This is a genomic window from Plasticicumulans sp., assembly GCF_035331805.1.
In the GTDB taxonomy this organism is placed as follows: Bacteria; Pseudomonadota; Gammaproteobacteria; order Competibacterales; family Competibacteraceae; genus Plasticicumulans.
Genome location: NZ_DAOLKE010000082.1, coordinates 1 through 12,542, shown reverse-complemented (window position 1 = coordinate 12,542; position 12,542 = coordinate 1). Strand labels below are relative to the sequence as shown.

At 70.3% G+C, this 12,542-nt stretch carries 10 protein-coding genes and 1 pseudogene; 3 read left to right on the top strand and 8 right to left on the bottom strand.

Annotated elements, in window-relative coordinates; genetic code table 11:
- Positions 1-771 (top strand): OmpA family protein (locus PKE44_RS08100; RefSeq protein WP_324549896.1); only part of this gene is annotated, 771 nt, incomplete at its 5' end.
- A 7-nt stretch (positions 772-778) separates the two neighbouring features.
- On the opposite strand, the gene PKE44_RS08095 is transcribed toward PKE44_RS08100, so the two are convergent.
- Together PKE44_RS08095 and PKE44_RS08090 are read right to left on the bottom strand one after the other, a co-directional pair.
- The gene (locus PKE44_RS08095) at positions 779-1,552 is read right to left on the bottom strand and encodes a sulfite exporter TauE/SafE family protein (RefSeq protein WP_324549894.1); all 774 of its coding nucleotides are present in this window, start codon (positions 1,550-1,552) and stop codon (positions 779-781) included.
- 145 nt (positions 1,553-1,697) lie between these two features.
- Positions 1,698-2,159: a GDP-mannose mannosyl hydrolase gene (locus PKE44_RS08090; RefSeq protein WP_324549892.1), complete on the bottom strand. Its 462-nt coding sequence runs from the start codon at positions 2,157-2,159 to the stop codon at positions 1,698-1,700.
- 144 nt (positions 2,160-2,303) lie between these two features.
- On the opposite strand from PKE44_RS08090, the gene rraA reads away from it, so the two are divergent.
- Positions 2,304-2,783: a ribonuclease E activity regulator RraA gene (gene rraA / locus PKE44_RS08085; protein WP_324549890.1), complete on the top strand. Its 480-nt coding sequence runs from the start codon at positions 2,304-2,306 to the stop codon at positions 2,781-2,783.
- A 95-nt stretch (positions 2,784-2,878) separates the two neighbouring features.
- Positions 2,879-5,185 (top strand): Tex family protein, encoded by a 2,307-nt coding sequence (locus tag PKE44_RS08080; protein ID WP_324549888.1) that lies wholly within the window; start codon positions 2,879-2,881, stop codon positions 5,183-5,185.
- A 176-nt stretch (positions 5,186-5,361) separates the two neighbouring features.
- Here PKE44_RS08080 and PKE44_RS08075 read toward each other — a convergent pair whose 3' ends face one another.
- From PKE44_RS08075 to PKE44_RS08050, 6 genes and pseudogenes are all read right to left on the bottom strand, one after another.
- Complete coding sequence (locus PKE44_RS08075) at positions 5,362-8,280, bottom strand: insulinase family protein (RefSeq protein WP_324549886.1); 2,919 nt, start codon at positions 8,278-8,280, stop codon at positions 5,362-5,364.
- Between the two features lie 388 nt (positions 8,281-8,668).
- Positions 8,669-8,926, bottom strand: a complete 258-nt coding sequence (locus PKE44_RS08070) for a hypothetical protein (RefSeq protein WP_324549884.1) — start codon at positions 8,924-8,926, stop codon at positions 8,669-8,671.
- Between the two features lie 214 nt (positions 8,927-9,140).
- Positions 9,141-9,455 carry a c-type cytochrome gene (locus PKE44_RS08065; protein WP_324549882.1) on the bottom strand — a complete coding sequence of 105 codons (315 nt, stop codon included), beginning with the start codon at positions 9,453-9,455 and terminating at the stop codon, positions 9,141-9,143.
- A 311-nt stretch (positions 9,456-9,766) separates the two neighbouring features.
- Complete coding sequence (gene argA / locus PKE44_RS08060) at positions 9,767-11,119, bottom strand: amino-acid N-acetyltransferase (protein WP_324549879.1); 1,353 nt, start codon at positions 11,117-11,119, stop codon at positions 9,767-9,769.
- Positions 11,116-12,285: an acetylornithine deacetylase gene (gene argE, locus PKE44_RS08055; RefSeq protein ID WP_324549878.1), complete on the bottom strand. Its 1,170-nt coding sequence runs from the start codon at positions 12,283-12,285 to the stop codon at positions 11,116-11,118. The genes argA and argE overlap by 4 nt, the downstream gene beginning before the upstream one ends.
- 147 nt (positions 12,286-12,432) lie before the next feature.
- Positions 12,433-12,542: pseudogene (locus PKE44_RS08050) on the bottom strand (sulfite exporter TauE/SafE family protein); the annotation flags it as partial.

Sequence of the window (12,542 nt, the reverse complement as noted above, 5' to 3'; positions counted from 1 at the left end):
ACCGAGCGCCGGCAGGCGGCGGCGACGCTCGCGGAGGCGCACACGCAGGCTGCGGCGACGCTGGGCGTCGAACATCAGCGCGCGGCGGTCGAACGCGAGACCGCCGCCGCGCAGCTCGCGGCCCTGGAGGCCGAGAAAGCCCGGCTCGAACGCGAGCGCGCCGCGCTGGCCGGGCGGCTGGACGAACAGGCGACGGCGCTCGCCGCGACGCAGACGAAGCTCGCCGAGCGCGATGCGACCGTCACCGAACAGGCCGAGCGCCTCGATGAACTCGACCGGCAGGTTCGGCTGCGGCTGGTCGAGCGCGTCGAGCAGCTGTCGCGCTACGCGTCGGAGTTCTTCGGGCGGCTGCGCACGCTGTTCGAGGACGATCCCGACATCCGCGTCGTCGGCGATCGCTTCGTGTTCCAGTCCGAGGTGCTGTTCGGCTCCGGCGAGGCCGCGCTCAGCGAGGCCGGCAAGCCCGATCTCGACAAGTTCGCCGGCGTCTACCGGCAGTTGTCCGGGCGGCTGCCCGAGGATCTGCCGGTCATCATCGAGATCATCGGCCACACCGACCGCGAGCCGATCCGCGCCAGCCGCTTCCGCTCGAACTGGGAGCTGTCGACGGCGCGCGCGCAGGCGGTCGTCGACTACCTGATCCGTCAGGGCATCCCGCCGCAGCGGCTGGCGGCGGTCGGCATGGGCGAGTTCCATCCGGTCGATCCCGCCGACACGCCGGAGGCCTTCCGGCGCAACCGGCGCATCGAGCTGAAGATCACCAGCCGCTGAGGCCGCCTCAGATCGCCAGCAGCTTGCCGCCGCTGATCAGCAGCAGCACGGCGATGCCGCGCGCGACCCAGGCACCGTCGAGCCGGTGACTGAGCCAGGAGCCGAGCAGCACGCCGGGAATCGAGCCGGTCAGCAGGCCGCCGAGCAGGGTGGTGTCGATGTTGCCGAGCGACAGGTGACCGAGGCCGGCGACCAGCGTCAGCGGAATCGCGTGCGCGAGATCGGTGCCGACCAGCTTCGCCGGCGTCAGGCGCAGCGGATAGAGGTACAGCAGCATCACGGCCCCGAGCGCGCCGGCACCGACCGAGGTCAGCGTTACCAGCGCACCGAGGATGGTGCCGGCGAAAATTGTCAGCGGCCCCTGGAAGCGCTTGAAGCGTTCCGGCCGGCCGATGCGCAGCTTGCGCCCGATCAGGTGCATCTGGTTCTTGAACAGCACCGACAGGCTGGTCAGCGCCAGCGCGATGCCGAGCGTGCGCAGGATCACCGTCTGCACCTCGCCGTCGATGCGCTGGCCGTGCAGCACGTACAGCGTCAGGGCCGCGGCCGGCAGGCTGCCGTAGCAGAGCCGGCGCAGCACCAGCCAGTCGATCGAGCCGCGCGAGCCATGGACGAGCGAGCCGGCGAACTTGGTGATCGCCGCAAACAGCAGGTCGGTGCCGACCGCGGTCTGCGGGGCCACGCCAAAGAAGAAGAGCAGGATCGGCGTCATCAGGGCACCGCCGCCGACACCGGTGAATCCCACCACCGTGCCGACCAGAAAACCGGCCAGTTCATTCATGGTCAAGCATTCCTGAAGCAATTGAAATCGGGATCACAGGCCCGTGCCGCTGCCGGTGTGCGGCATCCGGGCGATACGTTTCATTATTACATTATGAATAATTTTGTTTTAATGATTAAAAGTTATATCCATCGTGCCCGGTTTTTCAGCAGGCCCGCGGATCGAAGTACCACTTCGAATGCCGGTGCACCTCGGGGCTGGCGAGCAGTTCGTCGACTTCGAACCAGCGCCAGTGCGCGTGCTGGGCATCGGGCAGCGTCGTCAGCCCCGAGCCGACCGCCAGCTCGTGGCCGAGCACGACGTAATGGGTGCCGAAGTCGGTGCCGGCAAAGTGATCGTCGTAGAAGTGTTCGTAGACGCCGAGCCAGCGCGCTTCGGCGCGTTCGCAGCCCAGGCCGAGTTCGTCATGGCTGATGCGCCGGAACGCCGCGTCCAGGGTTTCCTGCTTGCGGATGCTGCCGCCCGGCACGAACCAGCAGTGCTGCGCCGGGCGGTTGTTGCGCCAGCCGAGCAGCACGCGGCCGGCGGCATCGCGCACGACCAGATCGATCGACACCAGCGGTGACAGGCGCACGGCGGTCCTGAAATCCTCGCATTCGAGCCACATGCGTCCAGACTTCCGGGGGGCAGGCGCGGCCGGTTTGCCGCACTGCCGCATGCTACACTCGCGCGCCTTGCCGGTGCCGCAGTTCGCCAGCGTGATTTGCATTTCCATCACCGCTTCAGACCCGCTCGCAGGAGACCCCGACCGATGGGCTTCAAGACTGCCGACCTCTGTGACGAACACGCCGACCGCCTGCAGATCGCCGAACCGGTGTTCGGTGACTACGGCGGCGAGATCAGCTTCTTCGGTCCGATCACGACGCTGAAGGCCTTCGAGGACAACTCGCTGGTGCGCAAGGCCGTCGAGGAAAAAGGCGAGGGCCGGGTGCTGGTCATCGACAGCGGCGGCTCGATGCGCTGCGCGATGGTCGGCGACCAGCTCGCGGCGCTGGCCGAGAAGAACGGCTGGGCCGGCGTCATCGTCAACGGCTGCATCCGCGACTCGGCAGCCATTGCGGATACCGAGATCGGCTGCAAGGCGCTCGGCGTGCACCCGCTGAAGACCGTCAAGCGCAACGAGGGCCAGCGCGACGTGACGCTGCGCTTCGCCGGCGTCAGCTTCGTGCCCGGACACTACCTCTATGCCGACGAGGACGGTCTGGTCGTCTCGGAACAGCCGCTGTTCTGAGGCGGGCCGCTGTCTTTTTTTCCTGACTCCGCCGCATCGCCCCCAGCGCCGGTTCCGGAGCCATCGCCCCCGGAACCGCCGGTTTGCCGCCCGCCATGAACCTCTCCCAGACCATCGCCACCGAACTGGCCGTGCGGCCCGCGCAGGTGGAGGCCGCCGTGCGCCTGCTCGACGAGGGCGCGACCGTGCCGTTCATCGCCCGCTACCGCAAGGAAGTCACCGGCGGCCTCGACGACACGCAGCTGCGCACGCTCGAGGAACGTCTCGGCTACCTGCGCGAGCTGGAAGACCGCCGCGCCGCCGTGCTCGCCAGCATCGGCGAGCAGGGCAGGCTGACCGACGCGCTGCGGGCCGACATCCTCGCTGCCGACACCAAGACCCGGCTCGAAGACCTGTACCTGCCGTACAAGCCCAAGCGCCGCACCAAGGCGCAGATCGCCCGCGAGGCGGGGCTTGCGCCGCTCGCCGAAACCCTGCTCGCCGATCCGCAGCAGGCGCCGGAAGCCCTGGCCGCCGGCTTCGTCGCGCCGGATCGCGGCGTCGCCGACGTGAAGGCCGCGCTCGACGGTGCCCGCCAGATCCTGATGGAAACCTTCGCCGAGGACGCCGAACTGCTCGGCCGGCTGCGCGAGCGGCTCTGGAGCGAAGGCGTGCTGGCAAGCCGCCTGGTCGATGGCAGGCAGGACGAGGGTGCGAAGTTCTCGGACTACTTCGACTTCGCCGAGCCGCTGCACAAGGTGCCGTCACACCGCGCGCTGGCGCTGCTGCGCGGGCGCAACGAGGGCGTGCTGACGCTCGGCCTCGACCTGCCGGTCGCCGAAGGCCAGCCGCACCCGGCCGAAGCCATGATCGCGGCGCGCTTCGGCGTGCGCGCGCTCGGCCGCCCGGCCGATGCCTGGCTCACCGAAAGCGTGCGCTGGGCCTGGAAGATCAAGCTCTCGAGCGCGCTCGACACCGAACTGAAGAACCGCCTGCGCGAGGCCGCCGAGACCGAGGCGATCCGCGTGTTCGCGACCAACCTGAAGGACCTGCTGCTCGCCGCGCCGGCCGGTCCGCGCGCCGTGCTCGGCCTCGATCCGGGCCTGCGCACCGGCTGCAAGGTGGCGGTCGTCGATGCCACCGGCAAGCTGCTCGCGACCGAGACCATCCACCCGCACGTGCCGCACCAGCGCTGGGACGAGGCGCTCGCGAAGCTCGCAGTCCTTTGCCGCACGCACGCCGTGGCGCTGGTGGCGATCGGCAACGGCACGGCCTCGCGCGAGACCGACCGGCTGGTCGCCGAGCTGATCCGGCGCGAGCCCGGCCTCGGGCTCGGCAAGATCGTCGTCTCCGAGGCCGGTGCTTCGGTGTATTCGGCCTCCGAACTCGCGGCGCTGGAATTCCCGGGGCTCGACGTGTCGCTGCGCGGCGCGGTGTCGATCGCGCGCCGGCTGCAGGACCCGCTCGCCGAACTGGTCAAGATCGAGCCGAAGGCGATCGGCGTCGGCCAGTACCAGCATGACGTGAACCAGACGCAGCTCGCGCGTTCGCTCGATGCCGTGGTCGAGGACTGCGTCAACGCCGTCGGCGTCGATGTCAACACCGCCTCGGTGCCGCTGCTGACGCGCGTGTCGGGCCTGAACGCGACGCTGGCGCGCAACATCGTCGCGTGGCGCGACGCCAACGGCGCCTTCCGCAACCGCGCGCAGCTGCTGAAGGTGCCGCGCCTCGGCGACAAGACCTTCGAGCAGGCGGCCGGATTCCTGCGCATCGCCCACGGCGACAACCCGCTCGACCGTTCGGCCGTGCACCCGGAGGCCTATCCGGTCGTCGAGCGCATCCTGAAGCGCGCCGGGCGTGACATCGGCGGCGTGCTCGGCGACACCGGCTTCCTGCGCGGCCTGCGTCCGGAGCAGTACACCGACGGCCGCTTCGGCGTGCCGACCGTGCGCGACATCATCGCCGAGCTGGAAAAGCCCGGCCGCGACCCGCGCCCGGAGTTCCGCACTGCGGCCTTCCGCGAAGGCGTCGAGGACCTGAAGGACCTCGAAGCGGACATGGTGCTCGAAGGCGTCGTCACCAACGTCACGAACTTCGGCGCCTTCGTCGACATCGGCGTGCATCAGGACGGCCTCGTGCACGTCTCGTGTCTGTCCGAGAAGTTCGTCAAGGACCCGCACCAGGTGGTGCGCGCCGGCGATGTCGTGCGCGTGAAGGTGCTGGAGGTCGACGTGAAGCGCCGGCGCATCGCGCTGACGATGCGGCTGGCCGATCAGGCGCGCGACCACCAGCCGGGCGCGGGCAAGCCGGCCGGCACGGCCCGCAGCGGCCGTCCGCCACAGGCGCAGCCGCCAGCCAGAGCGCAGAAGCCGGCCGGCGGCGGGGCGTTCGCGGATGCGTTTGCACGGGCGCGGCGCAAGTAGCGGAGGAATGCCAGCCGCTTCACCCCCTTCCCTCACGGGGGGAAGGGCCGGGGATGAGGGCTTTTCCGGCACGGAATCATGGTTGCCGGGGCGTATTGAGGCTCGAAGGAAGCCCTCGCCCCAACCCCTCCCCCGGAGGAAGAGGGGGCTGAAACGAGTGGTCTGGCAGCGGTCTCTCAGAGCGTCCGGACTTCCGCGTTCAGCCCGCTCGCGGCCAGCGCCGCGGCGCTGGTGATCACCGCCGTGCGCGCCAGCTCCGGGCGCAGCCAGGTCCGGGCGACGCGCTGCAGATCCTCGATCGTCACCGCCAGCACGCGGGCGCGAAAACGCCGGCGCTGCTCCGGCGTGCGCCCGAACAGCTCGCTGAACCAGGCATTGATCGCCTCGCCGGCCGGGGAGCCGGGACGGTCGATCGCGGCGACGACGCCGAGGATGGCTTCCTCCAGCGGCTGGGCTTCGTGCCGTGTACTCAGCAGCCAGTCGATCGAGGCATCGAAGTCGGCCAGCGTCTCGGCCAGACGCGGATCGCGGTACGAGAAGAAGCGGAAGCTGCCGCTGTCGGCGTGCAGGCCGGCGCCGGCGCCGTAGGCACCGCCGCGCTCGCGGATCGCGCGGTGCAGGAAGCCATTGCGCAGGAAGTCCCCGAGCACGACCAGCGCCGGTGCATCCGGATGTCCCGCTGCGACCGCCGGATAGGCGCGGGCGCAGAAGCTGACCTGCGTGGCCAGCGTCCAGGCCTGCACCGGCGGGCTGTCGGGCAGCGCCGGGGCGAGTGTCACGGCCGTGCCGGCCGCGGCCGGACCGGCGCCGTGCGTGGCGATGAGTTCCGCCAGCTCGCCATGCCGTCCGGCTTCGGCGACCACCAGCAGCCGGCGCGGCGCGCACAGCACCCGGGCGTGCAGGGCCGCGAGCCGCTGCGCGTAGGTCGCGAGGGCCGCATCCGCTTCGTCGTCATCCGCGGACAGCGCATCGTCGAGCTCGCGCAGCCGTTCGATCGCCGTCAGGCCGCCCCACTGCGAGATCAGCGCGCCGGCCGGCGACAGCGCCTCGCTGGCCGCGCCCATCGCCAGCGCATGGCCGTGGTCGACGACTTCCTCGTCGCGCTGGGCGCGGTACTGCGCGACGAGTTCGGCGAGGCGGTCGAGTTCGTCGAAGCGCGGCTCCAGCAGCGTGTCGCGCAGCAGCTGCGTCAGCGCGCCGGCGTTGCGCGCCAGCGCCTTGCCGGCGAGCACCAGCACCGCGCGCAGCTGCTGCGGGTCATCGACCGCGGCGCGCACCAGGCAGCGGGCGCTGATGCCGCCGGTCACCGCCGCCTGCAGGGCCTGGGTTTCCTGATAGTCGCGACCGGCGCTGCCGACCTCGCTGAGCGTCAGCGCGTACAGCGGCACGAGGCCGGCGAGTCCGGGGTCGAGCGCCGGCAGGTCGATGACCCACTGCTGATAGACGAGGCCGTTGGTCGGCTGCGCGTACCAGGCGGTCTCGACGCCGTTGAGCTGCCGCGTCTCGCCCGTGGCAATCGCAAGTTCCGCCGGCACGTCGGCGAGCGTGACCTTCGGCAGCAGCGCCGGATCGTCATGGCGGGCCTGGCGCGCGGCGAGGGCTGCAGCCTGCGCGCGCACCTGCTGCTGCGCTTCGGCATCGAGCTGCGCACGCAGCGCAGCAAGCCGCTCGATCTCGGCCGCGGCCTGACGGGCGGCGAGTTCCGGATCGGGCTTCAGGCTCAGGCGCACGCGGTGCGGATTGTCGAGCAGCAGCCGGCGCGCGAGTTGCGGGATGAAGCCGGGCTCGGCAGCCTCGCGGCGCAGCTCGGCGAGCACCGGATCGATGTCGAGACCGTCGAGCGGATCGCCGCCGTGCATCAGCGGCGTCAGCGCATCGAGCATCAGCTTCAGGCCGTACGGATAGCCGTCGCCGCTGATCTCGCGGCTCTGCAGTTCGAGCTGGTGCAGCACCGATTCGACGACCTCGGGCGCGACGCCGTCCTCTGCGACGCGGGTGATGGTCTCCAGCACGAGCTGCTCGACCGCCGCCGCCGTGTCCGGCGCGCAGCCTTCGAGGCCGCAGGTGAAGGTGGTCTCGCGCGTCGAATCGTCGAAGCCGCACAGCGGCGACGGGGCGGCGCCGAGTTCGCTGGTCTCCAGCGCGTGGCGCAGCGGCGAGCTGGAGTTGTCGAGCAGCACATCGGAAAGCACCCGCGCGCGCGCGGTTTCGAGCGGATCGGTGGTGCGCCCGAGCAGCCAGCCGAGCACGACGTGCGTGCCGTCGGCAAGCGCCTCGGCATCGGCCGCATACGGGGCTTCGACCGCGACCGGCGCGTCGTAGCGGCGCTCGTCTGGAATCGCCAGGTCGAGCGGCCGGGCCGTGAACGCCGACAGCGCGCGTTCCTCGAAGTGCTGCTGCAGCTCGGCGGCCGGCAGGTCGCCGTAGCTCATGAACACCGCGTTCGACGGGTGGTAATGCGCGCCGTGGAAGGCGACGAGTCGTTCATGCGTGAGATCGGGAATGACCCCGGGCTCGCCGCCGCTGTTGTGGTGATAGGTCGTGGTCGGGAACAGCGCGCTCTGCAGGCGCTGCGCCAGCGCCTGCACCGGGCTCGACATCGCGCCCTTCATCTCGTTGTAGACGACGCCCTTGAACACCAGCGGCGCGTCGGCGGAATCATCGGCGAACTCGACGCGATGGCCTTCCTGCGCGAAGTCGAGCGGATCGAGCAGCGGGAAGAAGGCGGCGTCGAGGTAGACATCGAGCAGGTTCTCGAAGTCCTTGCGGTTGAGGCTCGCGAACGGATACGCCGTCCAGTCGGCGCCGGTGAAGGCGTTCATGAAGGTGTTCAGCGAGCGGCGCGTCATCATGAAGAACGGATCGCGCACCGGGTAGCGGCGGCTGCCGCAGAGCGCCGTGTGTTCGAGGATGTGCGCGACGCCGGTCGAGTCCTGCGGCACGGTCAGGAACGCGACCAGAAAGGCCTTGTGCGGATCGTCGCTCGCCAGATGCACGTGCCGGGCGCCGGTGGCGCGGTGGCGGTACTCCTGCAGTTCCAGCTTCAGCGCCGGCACGGCACGGCTGCGCAGGTGTTCGAAGGCGGGGTGCGTCATCGGGCGTCTCGGGAAGGCAGTCGGAGCGATACGGGCCGGCCCCCTCGGGCCGGATGGAAAAAGCGTATCAGCTTTCGACCGGAAGCCCCGCTGACGGTGCCGCAGGATGCAGCCTGAACGCCGGCCCGGAGGTGGGTGGTAACCTGTTCAGATCATTACTTATACCATCATGTATTCAGCAATCCCGGAACACGACAGGCATCGTTCCGTGGCATGGCAGCAATGCATGACGCGCAGCAGCAGCAGGCCGTGCGCAGCGCAGCGGATGCACGGCTGCACCGGCGCAGGCTCCGGGCAGCGGGGCAGCGCGCCGTTCCTGTCACGCCCGCCGGGCACTGGCGCTGCGACCGGCCGCGTGCGGCGCAGCCGCCCGGCCGTGTCCTGCGGATCAGTCGTGCTTCAGCGGTTCGCGTCGCAGGTCGGTGAACTGCGCGCCGTCGTAGGCGTTCCAGCCGAGCAGCACGACGCCGTTCGGCAGGCCGAGCTGCGCGGCCTCCCAGCGCCGGGCGTGCAGGGACTGGATGCGGCGGTAGCACTTCGGGCAGGAACAGATCTGGCCGCCGCAGGTACACGTGGCCTGCATCGCGGTTTCCCAGTCGACGAATTCCCACACGCGCAGACAATCCTGACAAAGGGCAGGGACCATGTAGCACTGTCCTCCGGGCTGTTGATCCCGATCGATCAAGGTCTTGACGGAAGCTGTCGCGCACACGGGCCGTGTCGGCTTTGTCGCATGCAGGCGGCATCGCCGGAGAATGCGCAAGAATCGGGCCTGTTCCGGAGGGCGTGCGGCTGCGGTGCCCGCCAATGAAAACGGCCGCCCGGGGGCGGCCGTTTTAGTTTCTGCGCGGGCGCGGAGCTTACAGCGCCAGGATCCAGGCAATGATTTCCTTCATGTCGGCGTCCGACACCTGCGGATTCGGCGGCATCGGGATCTGGCCGAAGGAACCGGCACCGCCGGCCTTGACCTTGGCGGCCAGCTTGTCGGGGGCCGTGGCGTCACCCTTGTACTTCGCGGCGACTTCCTTGTAGGACGGGCCGACCAGCTTCTGGTCGACGGCGTGGCAGGCGAGGCAGTTGTTCTTCTGCGCCAGCGCGAGGCCGTCGGCCTGCGCCGGAGCGGCGACGATCGCGCCGAGCAGCAGGGCGCCCGCGATGCCGTGAATGGCTTTCATGTGGCTCTCTCCTCGAAGGGGGTACAGGGGTTCAGTACCGGCGGTCCATGCCGGGCTGTGCCGGCGGGCGACAGCCGGGCGGGCGTCCGGGGCGGGGTGGCACACCGGGGCCGCCATCGCCGGCGCGCAGTTTTGACCAGAAATCCGGCTCCGTCGAGCCGCCGCAGTCGCTATTGCGTGGTATGCCGCTGACTGCCGGCCGGATTGCCGTCATCCGAAACCGCGCGCCCGGATGTTGCCGGTTGCTGTGGGCTGCGGCGTTGCGATTGCTCAATGACATGCGAAGACAGACGAAAAAACCTCGCACCGGCTCACAGCAGCGGCTTCACGAACACCTTCGAGCGGCGCTGGAAGTTGTACATCTCGCGCTTCCCGACCGGCAGCGCATCGAGATCGGCCGGTTCGAAGCCGCGTTCGCGAAACCAGTGCGCGGTGCGCGTCGTCAGCACGAACAGGCGCGTGAGACCCATGCCGCGCGCGCGCGCCTCGATCGCCCCGAGCAGCGCATCGGCGCGGCCGCCGCGGCGGTAATCGGCGTGCACGGCCACGCAGGCGAGTTCGCCGATCGCCTCGTCCGGGAAGGCGTACAGCGCCGCGCAGCCGATGATCGCACCGTCGCGTTCGAGCAGCGTGAAGCGGTCGATCTCGTTCTCCAGCCGCTCGCGCGAGCGGCGCACCAGCGTGCCGTCCTCTTCGAGCGGGCGGATCAGCTCGATCAGGCCGCCGACATCGTCGATCGTTGCCGGGCGCGCGCCCTCGTACTGGTCGGCGAACACCATCGTGCCGACGCCATCGCGCGTGAACAGCTCCAGCAGCAGTGCGCCGTCGAGCCTGCGCGGCACCAGATGCACGCGGCGCACGCCGCCGCGGCAGGCGGCGATGGCGTTGTCGAGGGCTTCGGCCTGATCGGCGTCGAGCATCGCCGTATCGGCCGCGAGCAGGCGCTCGGCCTGCGGCACGCTCAGGTCCGACAGCAGCCGGCCGTCGTGATCGACGATGCCGCCTTCCTCGGTCAGCATCACCAGCTTCTCGGCCCCGAGCGTGCGCGCCGCCATCACCGCGACCTCGCGCGCCGAGACGTTGAACACCTCGCCGGTCGGCGAATAGCCGAGCGGCGACAGCAGCACGATGGTGTCGGCCTGATGCCAGGCGCGGATCAGTTCACCGTCGACGCGGCGCACCTCGCCGGTGTACTGGAAATCCACGCCCTCGCGCACGCCGAGCGGCCGGGCGACGACGGCGTTGCCGGAGCCGACGCGCAGCCGCGCGCCGTGCATCGGTGAATTGGCGAGCCCCATCGACAGCAGGCCCTCGATCAGGATGCGCGTCGCACCGACCGCCTCCTTGACCGCATCGAGCGCGACCGTGTCGGTGATGCGCACGCCCTCGGCGAAGCGCGGTTCGTGGCCCATCTCGGCGAGTTCGGCCTCGACCTGCGGCCGGGCGCCGTGCACGAGCACGAGCTTCAGGCCGAGCGAGTCGAGCAGCGCGATGTCGTGGATCAGCGAGGCGAAGCGCTCGACATCGACGACGGCCTCGCCGCCGAACAGGATCACCAGCGTCTTGTGTTCGAGGGCATTGATGTACGGCACGGCCTGGCGCAGGCCCTGCACCAGTGTTTTCTTGGGATCGTTCATCGCGCGTTCGGTCAGGGAGGGCGTCATGCAGCGGGATCGGGCACGTCGATGCAGAAGCGACGGATCAGCGCGCGCAGCAGTTCCAGCGTCGGCGGAATGCGATCGAGCGCCAGATACTCGTCGGGCTGGTGGGCCTGGGCGATGTCGCCGGGGCCGAGGATGATCGTGTCCATGCCGAGCTTGTTCAGGTACGGACCTTCGGTGCCGAAGGCCACCGAACCGGCGGTGTGGCCGGTGAGCTGCTCGGCCGCCGCCACCAGCCGCGAATCGGCCGGTGTCTCGAACGGTTCGATGCCCTCGATCAGCGCCTCGCTGCTCCAGCCGAGGCCGGTGCCTTCGAGCGCACGCGCAAGATGCGCGTCGATCTCCTCGCGCAGCGCGTGCAGACACATGCCCGGCAGCGGCCGGATGTCGATGTGCAGCTCGCAGTGCGCGCAGATGCGGTTCGGATTGTCGCCGCCGTGGATGTGGCCGAGGTTCAGCGTCGGCACCTCGACCGCGAACTGCGGATTGCGGTAGCGCGTCGCCCAGCCGGCGCGCATCGCCAGCAGCTCGCCGATCACGCGGTGCATGCCTTCGAGCGCGCTGTTGCCGAGGCTCGGGTCCGAGGCATGACCGGCGCGGCCCTGCACGCGGATCGCCTCCATCATCACGCCCTTGTGCAGGCGGATCGGCTTCAGCCCGGTCGGCTCGCCGATCACCGCGTAGCGCCCGAGCGGCCGGCCGGCGGCGACCAGCGCACGCGCCCCGTCCATGCTCGATTCCTCGTCGGCCGTCGCGAGGATCACCAGCGGCCGGCGCAGGTCCTGCGCACGCAGCCCGCGCGCCGCCTCGGCCGCGAGCGCGAGGAAGGATTTCATGTCGGCGGTGCCGAGTCCGTAGATGCGCCCGTCGGCCTCGATGCCGCCGAACGGGTCGTGGCGCCAGCCCGAGGAATCGTAGGGCACGGTGTCGGTGTGTCCGGCGAGCACCAGCCCGCCCGGGCCGCTGCCGAGCGTGGCGACGAGATTGGCCTTGCGCGGATCGTCGAGCGCGAGCAGCTCGCAGCGGAAGCCGAGCGCTTCGAGCCAGTCGGCCAGCCGTTCGACGACGGCGAGATTGCCCTGATCCCAGGTCGGCTGCACGGCACTGACCGAAGGCAGCGCCACGAGCCCGCGGATCATGCTGAGGAGATCGGGAGCGGCAACAGGCATGTTCGGGACTCCCGGGGTGACGGCAGGGACGGGGATTCTAGACCGGCGGATCGCGCATCCGTTGAGGCAAAGCCCGCGATGCCCGGCATCGCCGCTGCACAGCCCCGGCTGGCCCGAAGCGACCGCCCTCGCGCGGCTCCGGTCCGCTCAGCCGCGGAAGAACAGCCCCGCCATCACCGTCCCGGTCGCGACGATGCCCGCCCGCAGCCACTTCGCCGGAATGCGCCGGCCGATGCGTGCCCCGGCATAGCCGCCGG